The 24,038-nt window shown below is 69.8% G+C and carries 25 protein-coding genes; 17 read left to right on the top strand and 8 right to left on the bottom strand.

The window, feature by feature from the left end:
* The first annotated feature begins 110 nt into the window (after positions 1 to 110).
* The 5 genes from ACK4TT_RS11190 to ACK4TT_RS11170 all read left to right on the top strand — a co-directional run bounded on the left by ACK4TT_RS11190 (position 111) and on the right by ACK4TT_RS11170 (position 4,774).
* Entirely contained in the window at positions 111 to 1,388 is a 1,278-nt protein-coding gene (locus ACK4TT_RS11190) for an NAD(P)/FAD-dependent oxidoreductase (RefSeq protein WP_409633325.1), read from the top strand.
* Positions 1,389 to 1,392: 4 nt separating this feature from the next.
* A complete protein-coding gene (gene trxC, locus ACK4TT_RS11185; RefSeq protein WP_409633323.1) occupies positions 1,393 to 1,836 on the top strand; it encodes a thioredoxin TrxC in 444 nt (147 codons plus the stop codon).
* A gap of 13 nt (positions 1,837 to 1,849) precedes the next feature.
* Entirely contained in the window at positions 1,850 to 2,053 is a 204-nt protein-coding gene (locus ACK4TT_RS11180) for a DUF2892 domain-containing protein (protein ID WP_409633321.1), read from the top strand.
* A gap of 163 nt (positions 2,054 to 2,216) precedes the next feature.
* Positions 2,217 to 3,599: a pyridoxal-phosphate dependent enzyme gene (locus tag ACK4TT_RS11175; RefSeq protein WP_409633319.1), complete on the top strand. Its 1,383-nt coding sequence runs from the start codon at positions 2,217 to 2,219 to the stop codon at positions 3,597 to 3,599.
* Positions 3,596 to 4,774: a cystathionine gamma-synthase gene (locus ACK4TT_RS11170; RefSeq protein WP_409633317.1), complete on the top strand. Its 1,179-nt coding sequence runs from the start codon at positions 3,596 to 3,598 to the stop codon at positions 4,772 to 4,774. The genes ACK4TT_RS11175 and ACK4TT_RS11170 overlap by 4 nt, the downstream gene beginning before the upstream one ends.
* Positions 4,775 to 4,815: 41 nt before the next feature.
* Here the strand turns inward: ACK4TT_RS11170 and ACK4TT_RS11165 are convergent, their stop codons facing one another.
* Positions 4,816 to 7,185, bottom strand: a complete 2,370-nt coding sequence (locus ACK4TT_RS11165) for a transketolase (protein ID WP_410212996.1) — start codon at positions 7,183 to 7,185, stop codon at positions 4,816 to 4,818.
* A gap of 221 nt (positions 7,186 to 7,406) precedes the next feature.
* On the opposite strand from ACK4TT_RS11165, the gene ACK4TT_RS11160 reads away from it, so the two are divergent.
* A complete protein-coding gene (locus ACK4TT_RS11160; RefSeq protein WP_409633313.1) occupies positions 7,407 to 8,915 on the top strand; it encodes an MFS transporter in 1,509 nt (502 codons plus the stop codon).
* Here the strand turns inward: ACK4TT_RS11160 and ACK4TT_RS11155 are convergent.
* The gene (locus tag ACK4TT_RS11155; protein WP_409633311.1) at positions 8,874 to 9,221 is read right to left on the bottom strand and encodes a hypothetical protein; all 348 of its coding nucleotides are present in this window, start codon (positions 9,219 to 9,221) and stop codon (positions 8,874 to 8,876) included. The genes ACK4TT_RS11160 and ACK4TT_RS11155 overlap by 42 nt on opposite strands.
* Before the next feature lie 64 nt (positions 9,222 to 9,285).
* On the opposite strand from ACK4TT_RS11155, the gene ACK4TT_RS11150 reads away from it, so the two are divergent.
* From ACK4TT_RS11150 to ACK4TT_RS11140, 3 genes are read left to right on the top strand one after another with little or no spacing between them, the layout of a single operon-like run.
* On the top strand, positions 9,286 to 9,933 hold the full coding sequence (locus tag ACK4TT_RS11150; protein ID WP_409633309.1) for an HAD-IA family hydrolase: 648 nt from the start codon (positions 9,286 to 9,288) through the stop codon (positions 9,931 to 9,933).
* Positions 9,930 to 10,220, top strand: coding sequence for a 4a-hydroxytetrahydrobiopterin dehydratase (locus ACK4TT_RS11145; RefSeq protein ID WP_409633307.1), 291 nt, complete (start codon positions 9,930 to 9,932; stop codon positions 10,218 to 10,220). Before ACK4TT_RS11150 ends, ACK4TT_RS11145 begins: the two co-directional genes overlap by 4 nt.
* An 11-nt stretch (positions 10,221 to 10,231) precedes the next feature.
* Positions 10,232 to 11,008 (top strand): SDR family oxidoreductase, encoded by a 777-nt coding sequence (locus ACK4TT_RS11140; RefSeq protein ID WP_409633305.1) that lies wholly within the window; start codon positions 10,232 to 10,234, stop codon positions 11,006 to 11,008.
* Between the two features lie 15 nt (positions 11,009 to 11,023).
* Here the strand turns inward: ACK4TT_RS11140 and ACK4TT_RS11135 are convergent, their stop codons facing one another.
* The gene (locus ACK4TT_RS11135; protein WP_409633303.1) at positions 11,024 to 11,422 is read right to left on the bottom strand and encodes a Tat pathway signal protein; all 399 of its coding nucleotides are present in this window, start codon (positions 11,420 to 11,422) and stop codon (positions 11,024 to 11,026) included.
* Positions 11,423 to 11,519: 97 nt separating this feature from the next.
* Between ACK4TT_RS11135 and pseB the strand changes: the two genes are divergently transcribed.
* Positions 11,520 to 12,569: a UDP-N-acetylglucosamine 4,6-dehydratase (inverting) gene (gene pseB, locus ACK4TT_RS11130; protein ID WP_409633301.1), complete on the top strand. Its 1,050-nt coding sequence runs from the start codon at positions 11,520 to 11,522 to the stop codon at positions 12,567 to 12,569.
* On the top strand, positions 12,569 to 13,732 hold the full coding sequence (pseC, locus tag ACK4TT_RS11125; RefSeq protein ID WP_409633299.1) for a UDP-4-amino-4,6-dideoxy-N-acetyl-beta-L-altrosamine transaminase: 1,164 nt from the start codon (positions 12,569 to 12,571) through the stop codon (positions 13,730 to 13,732). Before pseB ends, pseC begins: the two co-directional genes overlap by 1 nt.
* Here the strand turns inward: pseC and ACK4TT_RS11120 are convergent.
* Positions 13,729 to 15,444, bottom strand: coding sequence for a hypothetical protein (locus ACK4TT_RS11120; RefSeq protein WP_410212995.1), 1,716 nt, complete (start codon positions 15,442 to 15,444; stop codon positions 13,729 to 13,731). The genes pseC and ACK4TT_RS11120 overlap by 4 nt on opposite strands.
* 146 nt (positions 15,445 to 15,590) lie before the next feature.
* Between ACK4TT_RS11120 and ACK4TT_RS11115 the strand changes: the two genes are divergently transcribed.
* From ACK4TT_RS11115 to ACK4TT_RS11095, 5 genes are read left to right on the top strand one after another with little or no spacing between them, the layout of a single operon-like run.
* Positions 15,591 to 16,307: a response regulator transcription factor gene (locus ACK4TT_RS11115; protein WP_409633295.1), complete on the top strand. Its 717-nt coding sequence runs from the start codon at positions 15,591 to 15,593 to the stop codon at positions 16,305 to 16,307.
* The gene (locus ACK4TT_RS11110) at positions 16,276 to 17,871 is read left to right on the top strand and encodes a stimulus-sensing domain-containing protein (RefSeq protein WP_409633293.1); all 1,596 of its coding nucleotides are present in this window, start codon (positions 16,276 to 16,278) and stop codon (positions 17,869 to 17,871) included. The genes ACK4TT_RS11115 and ACK4TT_RS11110 overlap by 32 nt, the downstream gene beginning before the upstream one ends.
* Positions 17,868 to 18,302: an HPr kinase/phosphorylase gene (locus ACK4TT_RS11105; protein ID WP_409633291.1), complete on the top strand. Its 435-nt coding sequence runs from the start codon at positions 17,868 to 17,870 to the stop codon at positions 18,300 to 18,302. The genes ACK4TT_RS11110 and ACK4TT_RS11105 overlap by 4 nt, the downstream gene beginning before the upstream one ends.
* A 59-nt stretch (positions 18,303 to 18,361) precedes the next feature.
* Positions 18,362 to 18,766, top strand: coding sequence for a PTS sugar transporter subunit IIA (locus ACK4TT_RS11100; protein WP_409633289.1), 405 nt, complete (start codon positions 18,362 to 18,364; stop codon positions 18,764 to 18,766).
* Entirely contained in the window at positions 18,744 to 19,049 is a 306-nt protein-coding gene (locus ACK4TT_RS11095) for an HPr family phosphocarrier protein (RefSeq protein WP_409633287.1), read from the top strand. Before ACK4TT_RS11100 ends, ACK4TT_RS11095 begins: the two co-directional genes overlap by 23 nt.
* A 30-nt stretch (positions 19,050 to 19,079) precedes the next feature.
* Here the strand turns inward: ACK4TT_RS11095 and ACK4TT_RS11090 are convergent, their stop codons facing one another.
* From ACK4TT_RS11090 to bioB, 4 genes are all read right to left on the bottom strand, one after another.
* Positions 19,080 to 19,841, bottom strand: coding sequence for an ABC transporter permease (locus ACK4TT_RS11090; protein WP_409633285.1), 762 nt, complete (start codon positions 19,839 to 19,841; stop codon positions 19,080 to 19,082).
* Positions 19,838 to 20,800, bottom strand: coding sequence for an ABC transporter ATP-binding protein (locus ACK4TT_RS11085; protein ID WP_410212994.1), 963 nt, complete (start codon positions 20,798 to 20,800; stop codon positions 19,838 to 19,840). The genes ACK4TT_RS11090 and ACK4TT_RS11085 overlap by 4 nt, the downstream gene beginning before the upstream one ends.
* A 195-nt stretch (positions 20,801 to 20,995) precedes the next feature.
* Positions 20,996 to 21,298: a hypothetical protein gene (locus ACK4TT_RS11080; protein ID WP_409633281.1), complete on the bottom strand. Its 303-nt coding sequence runs from the start codon at positions 21,296 to 21,298 to the stop codon at positions 20,996 to 20,998.
* A 117-nt stretch (positions 21,299 to 21,415) separates the two neighbouring features.
* Complete coding sequence (gene bioB, locus ACK4TT_RS11075; RefSeq protein ID WP_409633279.1) at positions 21,416 to 22,396, bottom strand: biotin synthase BioB; 981 nt, start codon at positions 22,394 to 22,396, stop codon at positions 21,416 to 21,418.
* Between the two features lie 71 nt (positions 22,397 to 22,467).
* Between bioB and ACK4TT_RS11070 the strand changes: the two genes are divergently transcribed.
* Positions 22,468 to 23,955: a CHAD domain-containing protein gene (locus ACK4TT_RS11070; RefSeq protein ID WP_409633277.1), complete on the top strand. Its 1,488-nt coding sequence runs from the start codon at positions 22,468 to 22,470 to the stop codon at positions 23,953 to 23,955.
* The last annotated feature ends 83 nt before the right edge of the window (positions 23,956 to 24,038 follow it).

Below are 24,038 nucleotides of genomic sequence, written 5' to 3'. Positions count from 1 at the left end.
ATATCGATACAAGAGGCCCGTTCAAGGGCCGATGTTCATTATGAGAACGCCGGTCGCCGCGCCTTGACCTCGCTCAAGGCGGGCGGGCCGGAAATCACCAAGGTAGAATTATGGAAAAGCCCGTCATCGCCATCCTCGGAGCCGGTCTCGGCGGCACCGTCGCCGCTTTCGAGATCAAGGCCGCCGTGGGCGCCCGCGCCGACGTCACCGTCGTCAGCCAGGGCGACACCTTCCACTTCGTCCCGTCCAATCCCTGGGTGGCCGTGCGATGGCGCAAGCGCGGCGACATCGAGGTCAAGCTTCCGCCGGTGATGAAGAAGAAGGGCATCGGCTTCACCGGGGTGGGCGCCAAGCGCGTGCACCCGGCCGAGAACCGCATCGAGCTGAACGACGGCCAGGACCTGAAGTACGACTATCTGGTCCTCGCGACGGGTCCCGAGCTGGCCTTCGACGAGATCGAGGGCCTGGGGCCCCAGGGCTTCACCCAGTCGGTGTGCCACGTGGAGCACGCCGAGAAGACCTCCGAAGCCTTCGAGGCCCTCGTCAAGAACCCGGGCCCCATCGTGGTCGGCGCGGTGCAGGGCGCCTCCTGTTTCGGCCCGGCCTACGAGTTCGCCATGATCCTCGACACCGAACTGCGCCGCCGCAAGGTGCGCGACCGCGTGCCGATGACCTTCGTCACGGCCGAGCCCTACATCGGCCACCTGGGCCTGGACGGGGTCGGCGACACCAAGGGCATGCTCGAGAGCGAGATGCGTGACCGCCACATCAAGTGGATCACCAACGCCCGGGTGGCCAAGGTGGAGAGCGGCGTCATGGACGTCGAGGAGGTCGCCGACGACGGCTCGGTGAAGGCCCGGCACGAGGTCCCCTTCGCCTTCTCGATGATGCTGCCGGCGTTCCGGGGCGTGTCGGCGATCCGGGGGATCGAGGGGCTGACCAATCCGCGCGGCTTCATCGTCATCGACAAGAACCAGCGCAATCCGACCTACCCGAACGTCTTCGGCCTGGGCGTGGCGGTCGCCATCCCCCCGGTGGGCAAGACCCCGGTGCCGGTCGGCGTGCCCAAGACCGGCTTCATGATCGAGAGCATGGTCACGGCCATCGCCCGCAACCTCTCGGCCATCCTCGACGGCCAGCCCGCCACGGCCGAGGCGACCTGGAACGCCATCTGCCTGGCCGATTTCGGCGATGGCGGGGTGGCCTTCATCGCCCAGCCCCAGATCCCCCCGCGCAACGTCAACTGGGCGGCCGAGGGCCGCTGGGTCCACCTCGCGAAGGTGGGCTTCGAGAAGTACTTCATTGGCAAGGTCGCGCGCGGCGAGGCGGAGCCCTTCTACGAGAAGCTCATGCTCGACCTCATCGGCGCCCGGAAGCTGAAGGCCTGACGCCATGCGCCAGCTCGTCTGCCACGCCTGCAACGCCGTGAACCGGATGCCGCTCGGCAAGGATGCGTCCGAGGCCAAGTGCGGCCGCTGCGGCGACCGGCTCTTCGTCGGCCACCCGATCGAGGTGTCGGGCGAGGAGCTCGCCGCCCACCGGCGCTCCACCCAGGGGCTCGCGCTGCTGGTGGACGTGTGGGCGCCGTGGTGCGGTCCCTGCCGCATGATGGCCCCGCACTTCGAGAAGGCCGCCGCGCGCCTGGAGCCGAACGTCCGGCTCCTGAAGCTCAATTCCGAGGACGAGCCGCACGCCGCCGCCGAGCTGCAGGTGTCGGGCATCCCGACCCTGCTCCTGTTCCGCGACGGCAAGCTCGTCGCCCGCCAGGCCGGCGCCATGAGCGCCGACCAGATCGTGGCCTGGACCAACCAGGCGCTCGCCAAGGCCGCGGCCTGAAGGAGGTTTTCCCATGACGCTCGATCGCGCCGTCTTCGTCTTCGCCGGATGCGTGATCCTGTTCAGCGTGACGCTGGCCTATCTGGTCAGCCCCTGGTGGCTGCTGCTGGCGGTGTTCGCGGGGCTGAACATGATCCAGGCCGCCTTCACGGGCTTCTGCCCGGCGGCCATGGTGTTCAAGAAGCTGGGCGTGAAGCCGGGGCCGGCGTTCCGCTGATCCCGGCGAGCCTGGCCTGATCTGCCCTTTCGAGGGTGCGGCGCAGCAATGAAATCGCGGTTGCGCCGCCCTTTCGCATGATATCTACCACGGACAGCTGAACTCGAAGCAATCCGGTTCCGTTTGCAGGACCGTGCGCTTCCGCCATTCCAGAGGCCCGTCCGTGACCGCCCAACCCCTGCCGCCGCCGGCGGCCTCCGCCCTCGACCTGATCGGGCGCACCCCGATGGTCGAGCTTTCCGGATTCGACACCGGCCCCTGCCGCCTGTTCGTCAAGCTCGAGAACGCCAACCCCGGCGGCTCGATCAAGGACCGCATCGCCCGCTCGATGATCGAGGCGGCCGAGAAGGACGGCCGGCTGAAGCCCGGCGGGACCATCGTCGAGGCCACCGCCGGCAACACCGGCCTGGGCCTTGCCCAGGTGGGCCTGCTCAAGGGCTACAAGCTCCTGCTGGTCGTGCCCGACAAGATGGCGCGCGAGAAGATCCAACACCTGCGGGCCATGGGCGTCGACGTGCGCATCACCCGCTCGGACGTCGGCAAGGGCCATCCCGAATATTACCAGGACATGGCCGCCGCCATCGCGGCGAAGCTCAACAACGCCGTCTACATCAACCAGTTCGAGAACCCGGCGAACCCGCTGGCCCACGAGACCACCACGGGCCCCGAAATCTTCGAGCAGATGGAGGGCGACCTGGACGCGGTCGTCGTGGGCGTGGGCTCGGGCGGCACGCTGACGGGGCTGGGCCGCTACTTCGCCAAGGTCTCGCCCAAGACCAGGATGGTGCTGGCCGATCCCGTGGGCTCGATCCTCGCCCCGCTCGTCAACGAGGGGAAGGAGGTCCAGGCGGGCTCGTGGATCGTCGAGGGCATCGGCGAGGACTTCGTGCCCGACATCTGCGACTTGGGTCTCGTGGAGAAGGCCTACGCCATCACCGACCAGGAGAGCGTCGCCACCGCCCGCGAGCTCTTGATGAAGGCCGGCATCCTGGCCGGTTCGTCGTCCGGCACCCTGCTGGCCGCGGCGCTGAAATACTGCCGCGAGCAGACCGAGCCCAAGCGGGTGGTCACCCTCGTGTGCGACACGGGCTCGCGATATCTGTCCAAGATGTACAACGACAGCTGGGTGGCCGAGCAGGGCCTGGCCGACCGCAAGCTGCACGGCGACCTGCGCGACCTGATCGCGCGGTCCGAGGCCGACGCCGTCACCGTCGGCCCGGAGGACACCCTGCTCACCGCCTACAATCGGATGCGCCAGGCCGACGTCAGCCAGTTGCCGGTCATGGACGACGGCCGCCTCATCGGCCTGATCGACGAGAGCGACCTCCTGGAAGCCGTCGAGCGCCGCGACGCCGAGGGCCGCTTCAAGCAGCCGGTCAGCGCGGCGATGACCGCCAAGCTCAACACCCTTCAGGCCGGTCAGCCGCTGGACGCGCTCCTGCCGATCTTCGAGCAGGACCAGGTGGCGATCGTGATGGACGGCCGCGACTTCCTGGGGCTCATCACCCGGATCGACCTGATCAACTACCTGAGGCGCGCGGCGTGAGGGACAACAACATTCCGGGCAAGAACCGGCTCGACTTCGCCACCCGCGCCATCCACGGCGGCCAGGAGCACGACCCCTCGACGGGCGCGGTGATCACGCCGATCTACGCGACCTCGACCTACGCCCAGGCCTCGCCCGGCGTGCACCAGGGCTTCGAATATTCGCGCAGCCACAACCCCACCCGCTTCGCGCTGGAACGCGCGCTGGCGGACCTGGAGAGCGGGACGAAGGGCTATGCCTTCGCCTCGGGCCTGGCGGCCATCTCCACGCTGCTGGAGGCGCTCGACGCCGGCGACCACGTGATCGCCTCGGAGGACCTCTACGGCGGCTCGTTCCGGCTGTTCGACAAGGTGAAGAAGCGTTCGGCGGGGCTGACCTTCAGCTTCGTGGACCTGGCCGACGTCTCCGCCATCGAGGCCGCGATCACGCCCAGGACCAGGCTCGTCTGGGTGGAGACGCCCACCAATCCGCTGCTGCGGCTGGCCGACCTGCAGGCCATCGCGGACCTGTGCCGGCGCCGGGGAATCATCGCGGCGGCCGACAACACCTTCGCCAGCCCTTACGTCCAGCGCCCGCTGGAGATGGGCTTCGACGTGGTGATGCACTCGACCACCAAGTACCTGGGAGGCCACTCCGACGTCGTGGGCGGGGCGCTGGTGGTCGGCGACAACGCCGGGCTGGCCGACCAGCTCACCTTCCTGCAGAACGCCGTGGGCGCGGTGGCCTCGCCGTTCGACAGCTTCCTGACGCTCCGGGGCGCGAAGACCCTGGCGCTGCGCATGGAGCGCCACTGCGACAACGCGCTGGCCATCGCCCGCTGGCTGGAGGGGCGCAAGGACGTGGGCCAGGTGATCTACCCCGGCCTGGAGAGCCATCCGCAGCACGCGCTGGCCAAGGCTCAGATGCACGGCTTCGGCGGCATGATCACGGTGGTGCTGGACCGCGACCTCGACGGGACCCGCCGGTTCCTGGAGCGCACCCGCCTCTTCACCCTGGCCGAGAGCCTGGGCGGGGTGGAGAGCCTGATCGAGCACCCGGCCATCATGACCCACGCCTCGATCCCGGCCGAGACGCGGGCCCGCATCGGCATCTCGGACGGCCTGGTTCGGCTGTCGGTCGGCGTCGAGGACGCGGACGACCTGATGGCCGACCTGGAGCAGGCGCTCTCGGCCTAGTCTCCTCTCCCACGACACGAAGTGCGGGGGGAGAGGAGTCCTCACAAGAACAGCTCGGCCGCCGCCTCGACGATGGCGTCCACGTCGAGGCGGTAGTGGCGGTAGAGGTCGGTGAGGTCGCCCACCTGGCCGAAGGCGTCGAGGCCCAGGGAGCTCGTGCGCATGCCGCGCACGCCGCCCAGCCACGACAGCGTGGCGGGCGAGCCGTCGACGACAGTGACCAAGCCCGCGCTCGGCGCGAGGCGCCCGAGCAGGGCCTCGGCGTGGCTCTCGCGGCGCCCGCCTTCCGTCCAGCGGGCCCGGCGCGCGGCCATCCAGTCGCGGTGCAGCAGGCCCGGCGAGACGACGTTCATCACGCCCAGGCCCGGAATGTCCTCGGCGAGCTGCTCGGCCGCCTGGAGCACCTCGGGGGCCACGGCGCCGCAGAAGGCGATGGCGGCGTCCGAGCCCGGCGCCGGCTCGCGCAGCCAGTAGGCGCCCTTCAAGGCGGGCTCGCGCCAGGCGTCGTCCTTGCGCTCGACCTGGGCGAGGGTGCGGGTGGTGAGCCGCAGATAGACCGAGCCGCCGTCCGCCGCCTGCATGTGCTCGAAGGACCAGCGCATGACCTCGGAAAGCTCGTCCACGAAGGCCGGCTCGAAATAGGTCAGCCCCGGCTGGCCGATGCCGATCAGCGGGGTGTAGATCGACTGGTGCGCCCCGCCCTCGGGGCCCAGCGTCAGGCCCGAGGGGGTGGCCACCAGCATGAAGCGGGCGTCCTGGTAGCAGGCGTAGTTCAGGGCATCGAGGCCGCGGCTGATGAAGGGGTCGTAGACGGTCCCGATCGGCAGCAGCCGCTCGCCGAACAGCGCCGCCGACAGACCGAACGCGCCGAGGTTCAGGAACAGGTTGTGCTCGGCGATGCCCAGCTCGACGTGCTGGCCCGCGCGCCCGCCCGCCCACTTCTGGGCCGAGGGGATCCTGGCGTCGCGGAACACGTCGGCGGTCTCCCGCCTCCGGAACAGGCCGCGCTGGTTCACGAAGCCGCCGAGGTTGGTGGAGACCGTCACGTCCGGACTGGTGGTGACGATCCGGTCGGCCAGCGGCCCGCTGGCCTTGGCGAGGTCCAGCAGGATGCGCCCGAAGGCGGCCTGGGTGGACTGCTCGGACCCGTCCGGCTGCGGGAACTCGCCGCGGGGCGGTACAGGAATCGGCTCGGCCCGCGGGCGCCGGTCCGTCTCGGCGGCGAAGGGGACCGCGCGCACGAAGGCGGCGAGCTCTTCGGCCGCCTCGGGGCTGAGGCCCGCGTAGGGCTCCCACTCCTGGCCCGGGGGGACGCCCATGGCCTCGCGCAGCGCCTCGACTTGGGCCGGCGTCATCAGGCCGGCGTGGTTGTCCTTGTGGCCCTGCAGCGGCAGGCCGAAGCCCTTGACCGTATAGGCGATGAACAGGGTCGGCTTGTCGTCCCTGGATGCAGCATCGAAGGCCTCGACCAGGGTCTCGATGCAGTGGCCGCCCAGGCCGATCATCAGGCCGTGCAGCTCGCGGTCGTCGAAGCTCTCCAGCAGGGCGCGGACGCCCGCCTCCCGGCCGATGTCGCGCGTCAGCCGATCGCGCCAGGCCGCCCCGCCCTGGTAGGTCAGGGCGGCGTACTCGGCGTTGGAACAGGCCTCGATCCAGGCCCGCAGGGCCGGCCCGCCGGGCCGGGCGAAGGCGCGTTCCTGGGCCTTGCCCCACTTCAGCGTCACCACCCGCCAGCCGGCGGTCTCGAAGATGTCGCCGAACCGGTCGAACATCCGGTCGGCGGTGGTCGCGTCCAGGCTCTGGCGGTTGTAGTCGACGATCCACCAGACATTGCGGATGTCGTGCTTGTAGGCCTCGATCAGGCACTCGTAGATGTTGCCCTCGTCGAGCTCGGCGTCGCCCAGGGTGGCGACGAAGCGGCCCTCGCGCGCCGGGTCCAGGAGGCCATGGCCCTTCAGGTAGTCCTGCATCAGCGAGGCGAAGGCGGTGACGGCCACGCCCAGGCCCACCGATCCGGTGGAGAAGTCGACGTCGTCCTTGTCCTTGGTGCGCGAGGGATAGGACTGGGCCCCGCCGAAGGCCCGGAAGCGTTCGAGCTGCTCGCGGGTCTGGCGGCCCATCAGGTACTGGGCGGCGTGGAAGACGGGGCTGGCGTGCGGCTTCACCGCCACCCGGTCCTGGGGCTTCAGCGCGTGGAAGTAGAGCGCCGTCAGGATGGTGGTCATCGAGGCGCAGCTGGCCTGGTGGCCGCCCACCTTCAGCCCGTCGCGGCTCTCGCGGTTGTGGTTGGCGTTGTGGATCGTCCAGGTGGCGAGCCACCGCAGCCGCTCGTCGATGCGCCTGAGGGACTCGAACGTGCGCTCGGCGCCGAGATTGTGACCGGCGGCGGGCGAAGGCTGCGCGCGGGGCATGGAATGTTCTGTCGCCTCGGCTGTGGGGGATGAATTTGCGCCGCTGCGATTTCCCGCGCAGCATTGAACCCCTCTCTAGCAGGTTTTCGAGGGAATGTGAGGCGTCGGTGCGCGGGCCGGCTTCGCCCCGACTCTCGAAACATCGGTACGCCGCGATTGACGCTTTCCAGGGCTTGGGGCTTGCTGGAGGAAGGCGCCCGAAGAGCGCACGGGAGGAGATGATGGCGAGCCGGTCCGACGCGGGCGAGCGCCTGCCGATGAAGACCAAGCTGGCGTTTGGCCTGGGCGGAACCGCCGAGATGGTCGTGCTCTATTCGGTCTCCAGCTTCGCGCTCCTGTTCTACAGCCAGATTCTGGGGGTGCCGGCCCATCTCGTGGGCCTGGCGATCTCGGCGAGCTTCGTCTTCGACGCCATTTCGGACCCGATCGTGGGCTCGATCTCGGACCGCACGAAGTCACGGTGGGGCCGCCGCCATCCCTACCTCTTCGCCGCCCTCCTGCCGACGTCGCTCACCGCCTGGGCGATCTTCTCGCCCCCGGCGGGCCTCGGCCAGACCGGTCTCCTGCTCTGGCTGGGCGCCTCGGTCATCCTGATGCGCCAGGCGATGACCTTCTTCTACGTGCCGCATCTGGCGCTCGGCGGCGAGCTGTCGCCCCACTACACCGAGCGCTCCAAGGTCATGGCCTACTACAGCTTCTTCAACTGGGCCGGCGGGTCGCTGACCTTCGCGGCGGCGACGCTGATCTTTTTCCGGGCGACCCCCGACTATCCGCGCGGCCTGCTGAACCCCGAGCCCTGGCCGCGCTACGCGCTCGCCATCGGCCTGACGTCGTTCGCCGCCATGGCCGCCTCTGCCTGGCTCACCCGCGACCGTATCCCCTATCTGCCCAAGGCGCGGCCGCACGAGCCGGCCCTCAGCCTCCGAGGCATGTTCGGCGACTTCGGCAAGGCGCTGGCCAACATCAACTACATCTGGCTGCTGGCGGCCTACCTGTTCGTGGGCCTCATGATCGGCCTGCGCGAGGGGCTCCGGCTCTACGTCTTCACCTTCTACTGGGACCTCTCCAGCCACGAGCTGTCGTTCTTCATCCTGGGCAGCTTCGCCGGCTATCTGTCGGCCTTCATCTTCGCGCCGCGGCTGCACGGCCGGATAGACAAGCGCAAGACCATGATGGCCTCGGCGCTGGCCTTCGCGCTGATCCCGCCGATCCCCCTGGTGTTGGGCATGCTCGGGATCATCTCGCCGGAAACCCCCGGGCTACTGCCCCTGCTGATCGCCTTCGCCGCCGTGCAGTACGGTTCGCTCAGCATCCTGCAGATCAGCGCCATGTCGGCGCTCGCCGACATCGCCGACCAGAACGAGCTGAAGTATGGCGTCCGCCAGGAGGGGATCCTCTATTCGACCCGCAACATGGCCGGGAAGATCGACCTGGCCGTGGGCACCGCGGTGGCCGGCGTGGTCATCAGCCTGATCGGCTTTCCCCAGGGGGCCAGGACCATGGCCGACGTACCGCAGGGCGTGCTCTTCAACCTGGCGCTCTGCGACAGCCTGTCGGCCATCGTTCCGGGGGCGATCGCGGCGATCTTCTATTCGCTCTACGGCATCGACCGGAAAAGCTACGAGGCCACCCGGACCGAGCTGGAGACCCGTCGGCGAACAAGGGCGAGTGCGTCGAGGTCCAGGTCCTCAGCCTCGCTCGCCGAGGCCCCGCCGGCGCCGGCGGAATAGCCCCATCGCCGCGGCCGCCGCGGCCACGCCCGCGGCGTCGGCCAGCAGGTCGGCGGCGTCTCCCTTGCGTCCCAGGCCCATGGTCGCCTGGAGGATTTCGACGGCGGCGCCGAGGGCCAGGGTGAATCCGGCGACCCGCCACGGTCGCGAGGGCCAGAAGAGAAGACCGAGGAGCGTCAGCGCGGCCCAGGTCACGGCATGCTCGGCCTTGTCCCAGACGTCGACCGTCGGAAGCGCCTGGGTCGGCGCGAGGCAGACGTGGAGGACGGCGGCGCAGGCCAGGCCGAAGACGGCGAAGCGGATCATCCGCGATACCTTGCACGCCCGCCCCGGGCTCTCTAGAGCCTCAGCCGTCAGGGCGGAGTTTCGAATGTCGATCGAGGCGGTGATCTGGGATTTCGGCGGGGTCTTCACCTCCTCGCCGTTCGAGGCGTTCAACCGCTACGAGGCGGAGAAGGGCCTGCCCAAGGATTTCATCCGGCGGGTCAACGCCGCCAATCACCACGACAACGCCTGGGCCCTCTTCGAGCGCAACGAGATCGACGCCGCGCGTTTCGACGCCCTGTTCCGCGAGGAGTCGGCGGCCCTGGGCCACGCCGTTCCGGGGGCCGAGGTGCTGCCGCTGCTGAACGGGATGCTCCGGCCCCGCATGGTCGAGGCGCTCAAGGCCTGCAAGGCGCGCTACAAGGTGGGCTGCATCACCAACAACGTGGTCTCGATGCACAGTCCCGGCCAGAACGAGATCCAGCGCGCCGCCGGCGCCATGGGCCAGGTGATGCCGCTGTTCGACGCGATCATCGAAAGCTCCAAGGCCGGGGTCCGCAAGCCCGACCCGAAGATCTACCTGATGATGTGCGACCTCCTGGCCGTGAAGCCGCAGGCCTGCATCTACCTCGACGACCTGGGCATCAACTGCAAGCCGGCCGCGGAGCTCGGCATGAAAGCGATCAAGGTGGTGGGCGAGGACCAGGCGCTGGCCGAGCTCTCGGCGCTCACCGGCCTGGAGTTCCCGCGATGACCCGCCCGGCCCGGATCGGCGCCGACGCGGCGATCGCCCGCCTCTCCGGCTGGGCCAAGGCCGAGGGCGACCGCGACGCCATCGCCAGGACCTTCCGGTTCAAGGACTTCAACGAGGCCTTCGGCTTCATGACGCGGGTGGCGATCAAGGCCGACCAGCTCGACCACCATCCGGAGTGGTCCAACGTCTACAACCGGGTGGAGGTGGTGCTGACCACCCACGACGCCGACGGCGTGACCGAGCTGGACGTGACGCTGGCCCGGTTCATGGACGAGATCGCGAAGTAAGGGAGGACACGATGGCGGGACGGGTCGCGGGCAAGAAGGCCTTCATCACCGGGGCGGCGCAAGGGCTTGGCGCGGCGTTCGCCCGGAAGCTGGCGTCGGAAGGCGCCAAGGTCGCCCTGGCCGACATCAATCTCGCGGGCGCCAAGGCCGTCGCCGCCGAGATCGACGCCACCCACGGCGCGGGGACCGCCTTCGCCTTCCCCCTGGACGTCACCAAGGAGGAGCAGTGGATCTTCGCCCTCGAGGAGGCCGACGCGGCCATGGGCGGGATCTCGGTGCTGGTGAACAACGCCGGCATCAGCCGGGGCGGCAACATCGAGGAGCTGAGCTACGAGGACTGGAAGCTCGTCATGAGCGTGAACGTGGATTCGGTGTTCCTCGGGACCAAGCACGCGCTGAAGTACCTGCGCCAGAACCAGCCGGGCTCGATCGTCAACATCTCCTCGATCGCGGGCCTGATCGCCGCCCACAACACGCCGGCCTACAACGCGTCGAAGTCGGCGGTCTGGCTGCTGTCGAAGGGCATCGCGCTCCACTGCGCCAAGCAGAAGCTGGACGTCCGCTCGAACTCCATCCATCCGACCTTCATCGACACCCCGATCCTCGACCCGCTGCGTCAGATGTTCGGCAAGGAGGAGGCCGAGGCCAAGCTGGCCCGCCAGGTGCCGCTGGGCCGGATCGGCGCGCCGGACGACATCGCCAACGCCGTGCTCTACCTGGCGTCCGACGAGAGCCGGTTCATGACCGGCGCCGAGCTGAAGCTGGACGGCGGCATCAGCGCGATGTGAGGCGGGGCCGGGCCCCTAGTTCACGAGGATGGCGCCCAGGAGCAGCCGGGCGCCCTGCCGGCCCAGCACCCGATCGGTCTGCTGCTGCAACGCGCGGGCGATGAAGTCGGCGTTGGGCGCGGTTCCCGAGGGCAGGCCCGCCGCATAGGCCTGGACCGTCGAGGCGTAGGCGGAGCGCAGGCGGGGGATGGACTGCTCGGCCCGCTCCCGCAGGGCCGGGTCGGGGATGTCGAGGCCGCATTCGACGGTCAGCGACCCCCGCCGGCCGTCGGCCCGCATGGTCGTGCCGAGCAGGGTCTGGATCTGCAGATAGGGCGAGCGCCTCGGCGCGTTCTCGGCCTTTCCCGAGGCCGCCGCGACGCCCGGCAGGGCGGCGGCGATCGCGATCAGGCCTGCGAGGCGGCGGCGGTCCATGGGACGGATGAAGCCCCGCCTATGGTTAGCGGTCCATTTACGCGCCGCCTCCGACAGTGCCGCTTGAGACGATTCGCCACCGTGATCGGAGCGCCGCTTGGGCCGATTTGCGCCGACCTCCCTGGACCTCGACGGCAAGGTCATCCTCGTCACGGGCGGCACCGGCTCGTTCGGCCGGCGATTCATCGAGACCGTGCTGGAGCGGGCGAGGCCGCGGAAGCTGATCGTCTATTCGCGCGACGAGCTGAAGCAGCACGAGATGCAGATCGACCTGGCCGAGCGGTTCCCGGCCGAGGCGCTCGCGCGGATGCGTTTTTTCCTGGGCGACGTGCGCGACCGCGAACGCCTCAGCCTGGCGGTCCGCGGCGTCGACATCGTGATCCACGCCGCGGCGCTGAAGCAGGTGCCGGCCGCCGAATACAATCCCTCGGAATGCATCCACACCAACGTGCTCGGGGCCGAGAACGTGGTCTGGGCCTGCCTCTCCAACCGGGTGAAGCGCGTGGTGGCGCTGTCCACCGACAAGGCCTGCAACCCGATCAACCTCTACGGGGCGACCAAGCTCGCCTCGGACAAGACCTTCGTGGCGGCCAACAACCTGTCGGGCGACATCGGCACTCGCTTCGCCGTCGTGCGCTACGGCAATGTGGTGGGCTCGCGCGGCTCGGTCGCGCCCTTCTTCCAGCGGCTGATCGCCGGGGGCGCGAAGGAGCTGCCGATCACCGACCCGCGGATGACGCGGTTCCTGATCACCCTGGACGAGGGGGTGGACTTCGTCCTCTCGTCGCTGGCCATGATGCGCGGCGGCGAGATCTTCGTGCCCAAGATCCCCTCGATGAAGATCGTCGACATCGCAGCCGCCATGGCGCCCCGCCTGCCGACCAGGATCATCGGCATCCGCCCGGGCGAGAAGCTGCACGAGATGATGATCTCGTCGGACGACGCGCGGACCACGGTGGACCTCGGCGACCGCTATGTGATCGAGCCGGCCTTCGCCGAATACACCCGGGCCCCGCTGGATGGCGGCCAGGTCCCGGAGGGCTTCTCCTACGCCTCGGACACCAACGACGACTGGCTGGCGGCGGAGGCCTTCCTCGCCATGCTCGAGACGGGCGCGCCGAAACGGCGGCGCCGGGCCACGGACTGATGCCCGGGCCGGTCCTCCCCTACGGCCGCCAGACCATCGAGGACGACGACATCACCGCGGTCGCCGAGGCGCTGAAGGCCGACTTCCTGACGACGGGGCCGCTGGTCGAGCGCTTCGAGCTGGCCTTCGCCGAGACGGTGGGCGCGCGGCACGCCGTGGCCTGCGCCAACGGCACAGCGGCCCTGCACCTGGCCATGCTGGCCCTGGAGGTCCAGCCGGGCGAGGCGGTGATCGCGCCGGCCATCACCTTCCTGGCGACCGCCAACTGCGCCCGCTACGTGGGCGCCGAGGTGGTGTTCGCCGACGTCGACCCGGCGAGCGGCCTGATGACGCCGGACAGCCTTTCCGAGGCGCTGACGCGGCTGGAGGGCCGCCGGCTGCGCGCGGTCCTGCCGGTGCACCTGCGGGGCGACGCCGTCGACCTCCCCGGCCTGGAAGGCCTGGCGCGCGACGCCGGGGCGGTCCTCGTCGAAGACGCTCCACACGCCCTCGGAACGGCGATGAGATTTGGCAATGTGACGGAGATGGTCGGCGATGTGCGACATTCCGCCATGGCCACCTTCTCGTTCCATCCGGTGAAGACCATCGCCACCGGCGAGGGCGGCATGGTCACGACCAACGACGATCGGCTGGCCGAGCGCCTCCGGACGATGCGCAGCCACGGCATGGTCCGGCCCCAGGGCCGCGAGCCGTGGTGGTACGAGATGCCGGAGCCGGGCTTCAACTATCGCCTGCCCGACGTCCTCTGCGCCCTGGGCCTGTCGCAGCTTGCCAAGTTGCCGCGCTTCGCCGCCCGCCGCCGCCTGCTCGCCGCGCGCTACCGCGAGGTCCTGGCCCCCCTGGCCCCGGCCGTGAGGCCCGCCGCCCAGCCGCCCTGGAGCGATCCGGTCCTGCACCTGATGACCGTGCTGATCGACTTCGAGGCCGTTGGCCGCACGCGGCTCGAGGTGGTCGAGGCCCTGCGCGCCCGGGGGGTCGGCAGCCAGGTCCACTACATCCCGGTCAACCGGCAACCCTACTACCGCGAGCGCTACGGCGAACTCGTCCTGCCGGGCGCCGAAGCCTGGTATGCGCGCTGCCTCTCGCTGCCGCTCTATCCGGGCATGGAGGACGCGGACGTGGGGCGGGTCGCGGACGCGCTGAAGGCCGCCTTGGGGCTCTAGGCGGCCAGCCCCGCCTGTTGGATGAGGTCGCGCACCAGGTCCACCTGGTCGGGCGCCGCGGCGAGCTCGCTGCGCGTGGAATCGTGCCGCACCAGCTTCAGGGCCTCGGCCTTGGCCCGGTTGGCGGCCGGGCCGAGGGGGGCGGAGTCGCCGCAGGCGAGCTTCAGCAGGACGGTCAGGCGCTGGACGGCAGGGGCGTTGGCCCTGGCGACGCCGGCAGCCACCTTCGCCTCGGCCTCGATCAGCCCGCCCAGGTCGCCGAGCTTGGTCTGGATGGGGACGAAGTCCTCCTCGACGAGGCCGCAGCGGGCGACGGCGCGCTGCAGCGCGGCGAGCTGGGCCAGCCGCTGGGGCGCGCTTTCGTTGTCGAGGCTGCGGGCTTCCTTCTCGAACCGCAGCGAATTCACCACCGCCTTCAGCCAGCGTCCGGCCTGGCGCTTGTTGGCGGCGCCGATGATGTTCTCGGTGAGCCAGACCAGGGCCTCGACCTCCTCGAAAGAAGTCTTTCCCTGGCCGAGGTAGGCCTCCACGAAATCGCCGGTCACCAGCATCTTGGAGCGGGCCGAGAACGCCGCCTGGACGTCCTCGAGGGGCAGCAGCTTGCCGGAGGCGGCGGTCAGCGACATGGCGAGCGCGCGCAGGACGTCGATCTCGGCCTCGGCGTCGCCCGGTTTCAGGCGGCGCGGGCCGTTGAGTTCGCGCAGGATGCGCTTGCCCAGCGCCGTGCGGACCTCGACGAAGTCCTCGGTGGCGAGCCACTTGGCCAGCCGCTGGGCCGGCGGCGCGAGCTGGGGCATAACCTTGGCGACCGAAGGCTCGATGCCGACCAGGGACTCGACGGCCTCATAGGCCGCGAGCCGGGTCATGGCCGCCAGGCCCGCGCCCAGGTCCAGGCCCTTGCCGATCAGGTCGCCCAGGCCCGGCTTGGATTCCAGGATCTCGGCCAGGGGCTGTTCGAGGGCGTTGAGCGCGAAGGCCCGGGCGGCGTGGGCCTTGGGGGCGGCGTCCGCCAGGTCGAGCAGGCGCAGCACCTTCTCGGACCAGGTCTGGGCGGGCGCGATGGAGGCCGCCACGCCCGCGCCCAGCAGGAAGCCGCGCTCGGGGTCCTTGGATACGCGCTCGGCGGCCGCGGCGAAGCCCTCGGCGTCGACATCGGGCAGGACGCCGCGCTTGAAGTCCTTCATCAGCCGGTCGATGGCGCGGTCGACCAGGGTATGGAATACCCGCATCAGCTCGTGGACGGTCATGCCCCTGGCGTGGGCCTCGGGGACGGCGACCTTCTGGATGGCGTGCTGCAGTTCGAAGCCCGAGGCTTCCAGCTTCTCCACGAGGTCTGGCCGGTGCAACAGCTCGAAGGCCGTGGCGTGGTTGCGGTCCAGCCAGGCTTCCAGCAGCCGCCCGATCCGCTCCCGCGCGTGGATGGTGTAGAGATCCTGCGGCGTGACGCAGAGGGGCTGGACGTCGGCCTGGGCCTTGGGCTTGCGGGCGATCTCCTCGACGCCCAGCTTCAGGATGGTGACGGTCTGGAACTCCCGGGACTCCTCGTCCAGCGTCTCCTTGGTCACCTTGACGGCGGCCACCCGGCCCTCGTTGAAGAGGTCCTCGGCGGTCTGAATCGCGGCCACGCGGTTCTCGCTCGCCATCTCCAGCGTCCAGGAGGCGCCGGAGGTCTTCCGGACGAACACTTCGAAATGCACGCTGTAGCCATCCATGCCAGCATCCCCCCGGACGCCTGCACGTTCTCCCATCAAGCTTAAGAGCGCGTTGACTTGGCGACGACCTCGCACGCGGCCCCATTGAGGCCACGGTGAATGGTCAATAGCTTGCAGATCCCTGGACAAGGAGACCTCGACCTCACATGGCCAAGATCACCCTGGTGGATGACGACGAGAACATCGTCACCTCCGTCAGCCTGGCTCTCGAGAGCCACGGCCACGCCGTGAAGGCCTATTACGACGGCGCGGCCGGTCTCGCGGCGCTGGAGAACGATCCGCCGGACCTGGCGATCCTGGACGTGAAGATGCCGCGCATGGACGGTATGGAGGTGCTGCGCCGCCTGCGCCGGACCTCGGAGGTGCCGGTCATCATCCTCACCTCGAAGGACGAGGAGATCGACGAGATCCTGGGCTTCAACCTCGGCGCGGACGACTACATCCACAAGCCGTTCAGCCAGCGCCTGCTGATCGAGCGGGTGAAGGCGGTGCTCCGCCGCGCCGGACGGGGCGAGGAAGACGCCGCCGGGGGCCCCGCCGCCGCGGCCGAGGCCAGCGCGCGGGCCATCAAGCGGGGCAAGCTCACGCTGGACCCCGCCCGTCACGACTGCCTGTGGGACGGCAAGCCGGTGAAGCTCACCGTCACCGAATTCCTGCTGCTGCAGTCGCTGGCCCAGCGCCCGGGCTTCGTGAAGAGCCGCGACAACCTCATGGACGCGGCCTACGAAGATCAGGTCTATGTCGACGACCGCACGATCGACAGCCACATCAAGCGCATGCGCAAGAAGTTCCGCGAGGTCGACCCCGATTTCGACGCGATCGAAACCCTCTATGGCGTCGGCTACCGATATCGGGAAACCTGAGCGGGCGCCCCGGCCGTCGGGATTCCGCTGGCTTCCGGGCTCCAAGCTCGGCCGGCTGATCGTCGCGCTGAACCTGCTGGGCCTGGTGATCCTGATCTCCGGGGCGCTCGTGCTGAACGAGCTGCGCCGGGGACTCGTCAACGCGCGCATCGACAGCCTGTCCACCCAGGGCGAGCTGATCGCCGACATCATCAACCGCGCGGCCACCGTGGGCGAGCCGGAGCCGGAGATGGACGCCGCGCTGGCGGCTGACATCCTGCAGACGTTCAAGAGCCCAACCACCCAGCGCGCCCGCCTCTTCGACGCCAACGGGCGGCTCGTGGCCGACAGCGACCTCGTGGCCGACCGCGTGGAGACCCGCGAGCTGCCGCCGGCCCGCCCGCGCGAGGACGGCGGCATGCGGCTCGACTTCATGCCCCACACGGCCGCGTCCACCGTGGCCCAGGCGGAGAAGGCGCTGGGCTTCGAGGTCGGCGAGGCGCTGAAGGGCCGCAAATGGGCCGGCATGCGCCGTGGGCCGGAGGGCGACCGGGTGGTGTCGGTCTCGGTCCCGATCCGCCATGTCCGGGCCGTCCTGGGGGTCATCACCCTGGAAGCCAGCGACGTGGACGAGATCATCGCCCGGGAACGCTATGCCCTGGCCCCGTTCATCCTCATCGCCATCGCGGTGAACCTGGCCTCCATCCTCCTGCTCAACGTTCTGGTGGCCCAGCCGGTGCGCCGGCTGGCCCGCGCCGCCGACCGGGTGCGTCAGGCCCGCGCCCGGGCCATCTCGCTGCCGGACCTCGCCAGGCGGGACGACGAGATCGGCGACCTGACCCGCAGCCTGGAGGACATGACCCATTCGCTGTCCGAACGGATGGACGCCATCGAGGCCTTCGCCGCCGACGTGGCCCACGAGATCCGCAACCCGCTGACCTCCCTGCGCTCGGCGGTCGAGACCCTGGACCTGGTGAAGGACCCCGCCGCCCGCGAGCGGCTGCTGGGCATCCTGAAGAACGACGTGCAGCGCCTGGACCGGTTGGTCACCGACATCTCCAACGCCTCGCGCCTCGACGCCGAGCTGTCGCGCGACCAGCCGCGGATGGTCGACCTGGAGCGGCTGGTGGGCGAGATCGTGGCCCTCTACCAGGCCACCGCCAAGCCGGGCGAGGTGACCGTGCGGCTGGAGCGGGCTCCGGGCGGGGAGCCCTTGAAGGTCATGGGCCGGGAGGGGCCGCTGGGCCAGATCTTCCGCAACCTCATCGACAACGCCCGCTCGTTCAGCCCGCCGGGCGACGCGGTCACGGTCGCGCTGGGGCGGGAGAGGGGGCAGGTCGTGTCGCGGGTCTCCGACAACGGCCCCGGCATTCCCCCTGAGAACCTGGAGACGGTCTTCGAGCGCTTCTACACCTCGCGACCCAAGGGCGCGGCCTTCGGCGGAAACTCCGGCCTGGGCCTTTCCATCGCCCGGCAAATCGCCGAGGCTCACGGAGGGACGTTGCGGGCCGAGAACCGGACGGACGCCGAGGGCCGCGTGCTCGGCGCGACCTTCACCCTCTCCATTCCCGAGGCCGTGCTGTGATCCGCCATGCGGGCCTGATCGCCCGCCGCGTCGGCGGCCGCTGGCTGGGCGCGCTCATCGAAGGGCCGTCCGGGGCGGGCAAGAGCGATCTGGCGCTGCGGGCGATCGACCAGGGCTTCCGGCTGGTCGCCGACGACCGGGTGCTGCTATGGGCCTCGGGCGGGCGGCTGTTCGGCCGTGCGCCCGACACGCTGCACGGCCTGATCGAGGTCCGGGGGCTCGACGTGCTCCGGGCGCAGGCCCTTCCCCTGGCCGAGGTGGGCCTGGTCGTCCGGTTGGGGATCCCCGAACGTATCCCCGACCCGGTCCATGAACACATCCTGGGGCTGAGCGTCCCGGCGCTTACTACCGAGGGGTTCGAACAGTCGGCGCCTGCGAAACTCGGCCGCGCGCTTGCGGCCTTTGACGCGGCGCACAACCGGCGTATTTAGCTCCGCTCGCGCCCGGCGATGGCGCCATCGGGTTGGGGATACCCTTTGGAACAAATGGCATGATCGGGCTCGTGATCGTCACGCATGGCCGATTGGCGGAAGAGTTCGTCTTCGCCATGGAGCACGTGGTCGGGCCGCAGGCGGCCGTCGAGGCCATCTGCATCGGCCCCGAGGACGACATGGAGCGCCGCCGCAAGGACATCCTCGACGCCTGCGGGCGCGTGGACACGGGTCAGGGCGTCATCCTGCTCACCGACATGTTCGGCGGCACGCCGTCCAATCTGGCCATTTCGGTCATGGAGCAGACCAGGGCCGAGGTGATCGCCGGCCTCAACCTGCCCATGCTCATCAAGCTCGCCAGCGTGCGCACCCGCTACAGCCTGGAAGACTCGGTTGCCGCGGCGCAGGAAGCTGGGCGAAAGTACATCTCGGTCGCCTCCTATGTCCTGGCCGGAGAGAAGTGAGCTGAGCGAGACCGTCGCCTCCCGCACCGTCGAGATCGTCAACAAGCGGGGCTTGCACGCTCGTGCGTCGGCGAAGTTCGTGAAGACCGCCGCCGGCTTCGACGCCGAGGTGCGGGTCTCCAAGGACGGCCAGACCGTCGACGCCCGCTCCATCATGGGCCTGATGATGCTGGCCGCCGCCCCCGGCTGCTGCATCGAGATCGAGGCCGAGGGCCCCGAGGCCGAACCGGCGGTGGCCGCCCTGGCCGAGCTGGTTGCCGCGCGGTTCGACGAGGAGGAGTAGGCCCCTCGATATTGCTTCAATATCGAAGGATCAACTCTTCAGTCGCCAGCCCGTCTTGAAGATCCAGGTCACCGCCGCGAGGCAAAGGGTCAGGAAGACGAAGGTCATGCCCAGGCTGACGCCCACGCCCACGTCCGAGACGCCGTAGAACGCCCAACGGAAGCCGCTGACCAGATAGACCACCGGGTTCGCCAGGGCGACGTTGCGCCAGAAGTCCGGCAGCATGTCGATGGAATAGAAGCTGCCGCCCAGGAAGGTCAGCGGCGTGACCACCAGGATCGGGATGATCGACAGCTTCTCCCACCCGTCGGCCCAGATTCCGGTGAGGAAGCCGAACAGGCTGAAGGTCACGCTGGTCAGCACCAGGAAGGCCAGCATCACCAGCGGGTGAGATATCTGGAAGTCCACGAACAGCCGCGCGGTCGCCAGGATGATCAGGCCCAGGACCACCGACTTGGTGGCCGCCGCGCCCACGTAGCCCAGCACGATCTCGCCCACCGACACGGGCGCCGAGAGGACTTCGTAGATGGTGCCGGCGAACTTCGGCATGTAGATGCCGAACGATCCGTTGGAGATGCTCTCGGTCAGGATCGACAGCATGATCAGGCCCGGGATGATGAAGGCGCCGTAGCTGACGCCGTCGATCTCGGGCATCCGCCGCCCGATCGCCGCCCCGAAGACGATGAAGTAGAGCGAGGTGGTGATCACCGGCGCCGCCAGGCTCTGGACGATGGTCCGGAACCAGCGGTGCATTTCGAACTGGTAGATGGCCTTGACGGCGTGGAGGTTCATGCGCGGCTCCTGACCAGGCTCACGAAGATCTCCTCCAGGGAGCTTTCCTGCGTGCGCAGATCCTTGAAGTCGACGCCCAGCTCGGTCAGGCGCTTGATCAGCTCGGCGATGCCGGTCCGTTCCGCCTGCGCGTCGAAGGTGTAGACGAGCTCGGTTCCCTCGGAGGCGAGGTCGAGCTGGTAGTCCGAAAGCCCGGCCGGCACCGTCTTCAGCGGCTCCTGCAGGTGCAGCGTGAGCTGCTTCTTGCCGAGCTTGCGCATCAGGACGTCCTTGTCCTCCACGACGATCAGCTCGCCCTTGGAGATCACGCCGATCCGGTCGGCCATCTCCTCGGCTTCCTCGATGTAGTGGGTGGTCAGGATGACGGTGACGCCGCTCTCGCGCAGCAGCCGCACCATTTCCCACATCTCGCGCCGCAGCTCGACGTCGACGCCGGCGGTGGGCTCGTCCAGGAACAGAATCGAGGGCTCGTGGCTGAGCGCCTTGGCGATCATCACCCGCCGCTTCATGCCGCCCGAGAGCGCCATGATCTTGGCGTCCTTCTTGTCCCAGAGGGAGAGGTCCCTCAGCACCTTCTCCAGGTGGGCGTCGTTGGGCGGCTTGCCGAACAGGCCCCGGCTGAACCTGACCGTGTCCCACACCTTTTCGAAGGCGTCGGTGGACAGTTCCTGGGGCACCAGGCCGATCTTGGCCCGGGCGGCGCGGTAATCCTTGCGGATGTCGTGGCCGTCCGCCGTCACCTGGCCCGCCGTCGCCCGCACCAGGCCGCAGACGATCCCGATCAGGGTGGTCTTGCCCGCGCCGTTGGGTCCCAGCAGGGCGAAGATCTCGCCGCGTCGGATGTCGAGGTTCATGTCCTTGAGGGCCTGGAAGCCACCGGCGTAGGTCTTCGACAGACCCTTGATGGATATGATCGGTTGCAACGTCCCCTCCAGAGCCCTCCGAGATAGGGCCCGCATGACGTTTCAGCTAGGCCGGCGCCGACAGGATATCGGTGGAGCAGTGCTTTGGCCCAGGCCTCGCCGCCCGTCCTCTTGACCTGTTCGAGGCCGGCGCCTGGATCGGGCCGATGGGGCGGGTGGTCTAGCTGACGCCGCCGTTCTTGGCGTCGAACGCCGGGCTGGCGCTGCTGACGCGGGCGATCAGGGAGAGCGTCAGGCCCTGACGTCGACGAGGACGCCGGTCTTCTCCTCGGTGTCCTCGCGGACCTTCTGCTGAATCATCTCGCGGATCTTCTCCTCGATCTTGGCGCGCTCCTCGGGGCTCATGGCCTTCAGCTCTTCTTCCGTGACGCCGAGGGCTCGGAGCATCTGCTCGCGCATGTGCTCGGCGGCGGTCTTCTGGGCGTAGTCCAGGAACTCGGTGGCCGCGGCGCTGCGCTCGACGGGCTTGGCGGCGAAGCCGCTGAAGCCGGTCGCGGGCGGGACGTAGGCGGAGGTCGTGGAGGGGACTTGCATGTCCCTGCCCGCGCAAGACGCATGCCGCGGAAATCCCGCGGCCTTTCAGCGGCTTGGCGAACGGGACCGCGTCCGATGGTGAAGAAACTGCCGCCGGGGCGGCAGTTTCCCCCCCGTTCAGGCCACGGCCATCGGCTTCATCTTCAGGTCGGCGAGCAGGGCCTCGTCGGCGCTCCTCTCGGGGTTGTCGGTGGTCAGCAGCCGCGCGCCGACGAAGATCGAGTTGGCGCCCGCCAGGAAGCACAGGGCCTGCAGTTCCTTGGTCATGTGCTCGCGGCCGGCGGCGATGCGGACCATGGCCTTCGGGCAGACGATCCGGGCGACCGCGATCATGCGCACGAACTCCAGGGGATCGACGGCCTTGGACCCGCCCAGGGGCGTGCCCGGAATCGGCATCAGGTCGTTGATCGGCAGGCTGTCGGGGTGCGCCGGCAGGGTGGCGAGCTGGTGCAGCAGGCCCGCCCGGTCGCGCCGCGTCTCACCCATGCCGACGATGCCGCCGCAGCAGGTGGACATGCCGGCGTCGCGGACGGCGGCCAGGGTGTCGAGCCGGTCCTGGTAGGTCCGGGTGGTGACCACCTTGTCGTAATAGTCCGGCCCGGTGTCGAGGTTGTGGTTGTAGTAGTCGAGGCCGGCCGCCTTCAGCGCCCTGGCCTGTTCGGGGCTCAGCATGCCGAACGTGGCGCAGGTCTCCAGGCCCAGCGCCTTCACGCCCGAGATCATGGCCGAGACCTTGGGCAGGTCGCGGTCCTTCAGGTCGCGCCAGGCGGCGCCCATGCAGAATCGCTGGGCCCCGCCGGCCTTGGCCTCGGCCGCGGCGGCGATCACCGTCTCGGCGTCCATCAGCTTGCCTGCGCCGACGCCGGTCTTGAACTTCTGCGACTGGGCGCAGTAGCCGCAATCCTCGGGGCAGCCGCCGGTCTTCACCGACAGGAGCTGGGAGAGCTGCAGCTCGGTGGGGTCGAACCAGCGCCGGTGGACCTCGGCGGCCCGAAAGACCAGCTCGGTGAACGGCAGCTCGAACAGCGCCTCCACCTCCTCCAGCGTCCAGTCGTGGCGCGGCTGTGCAGGGTCGACAGGGCGGACGTGAGCGTTCATGAGGTTGTCTCCGAAGCCGGGGAGAACCGCCCTTACAGTGGTGTCCCTAGGGGCAGCAACCGCGAGGCGGCATGAGCCAGGCGGATCGCGAGATCGAACTGAAGTTCCTGTGCGCGCCGCAGGACCTCGCCGCCGTCCTCGCCGCCGCGCCGCCGGGCGACGACGAGACCCGCGAGCTCATCAGCGTCTATTTCGACACCCCCGACCGGGCCCTGGAGAAGGCCGGCGCGTCGCTCCGCGTGCGCGAGAGCGGCGGCAAGCGGGTGCAGACGCTGAAGCGGGGCAAGGGCCTGGCCCGCGAGGAGCACGAGCGGCCGGTGGAGGACCTGCGGCCCGATCCCGACCTCGGTCCCTTGCGCGAACTCCTGCCGCCCGAGGGCGCCGCGGCCCTCCAGCCGGCGTTCCACGTCCGCGTCCAGCGCCGCCAGCGGCTGATCCGCTACGGCGGCGCTCAGATCGAGCTCGCGCTCGACCAGGGCGAGGTGCGCGGCGGCGACCGCACGAGCCCGATCTGCGAGGTGGAGCTGGAGCTGAAGGCGGGCGAGCCGAAGGCCCTGTTCGACCTGGCGCGCGAGCTGTCGTCCGCCGCGCCGCTCTACCTCTCCTTCGACGGCAAGGCGGCGCAGGGCCAGGCGCTCACCGCCGGCTCCCGGCCCCAGGCCCGCCGGCGGGAGGAGGTGGTGCTGAAGCCTGAGGCCACCGCCGCCGAGGCCTTCCAGGCCGCCGCCCGCAATGCGCTGGCCCACATGGCCGGCAGCGCCCAGGCCTTGCGCGAGGCCCCCGCGCCAGAGGCCATCCACCAGCTCCGGGTGGCCGCGCGCCGCCTGCGCAGCCTGATCTCCACCTTCGCCCCCGTCGTCGGCGACGGCCGGGCGGACGGGGTGAAGGGCGAACTCCGCTGGCTGGCCAAGGCCTGCGACCTCGCCCGGGAACTGGATGTCTTCGCCGAGGAGGCGCCGCGCTGGGCCGAGGCGCTCAAGCCCGCGCCCGAAGGCCTGCCCGCCCTGCTCGCCGCCGCGGCCGAGGCGCGGGGACCCGCCGCCGCCGAGGCCGCCTTCGCCGCCTCGTCCGAGCGGTTCCGGGCCTTCCTGCTCGGCGCCACCGCCTGGGTGGAGACCGGGGACTGGCTCTCCGACCCGGCGCGCCGCAAGGACCGCGACCGGCCGGCCCGCGCCTTCGCCGCCGACGCGCTGGAGCGCCGGCTCAAGCGCCTGCGCCGCAAGGCCAAGGGGTTCGAAGGGGCCGACGACGCCCATCGCCATGCGCTGCGCATCGAGGCCAAGAAGCTGCGCTACGCCGCCGAGGCCTTCGCCAGCCTATTCGCCGCCAAGCGGGCGGCGGCGTTCATCGCCCGCCTGAAGACGGTGCAGGACGAGCTTGGCGCCCTCAACGACGCCGCCGTCGTGGGGCCGCTCCTCGCGGGGCTGGACCTCGATCCCGCCGCCGCCTTCGCCGCGGGCGAACTGGTGGGCCTCCGCTCGGCGGACGGTCCCGCGCGCCTGGCCGCCGCGGGCAAGGCCCTCGACCGCCTGCTCGCCGCCCAGCCCTTCTGGCGCTAATCACATAAAGATTTCTTTATATGATCGTTGCGACTGTGCGCGCCCGCGGCTATAGAGCCGGGCAACGAATTCCCTTCTGAGGA

This window comes from Phenylobacterium sp., assembly GCF_046463815.1.
GTDB lineage: Bacteria > Pseudomonadota > Alphaproteobacteria > Caulobacterales > Caulobacteraceae > Phenylobacterium.
This window is presented reverse-complemented; position numbering and strand designations above follow the sequence as displayed.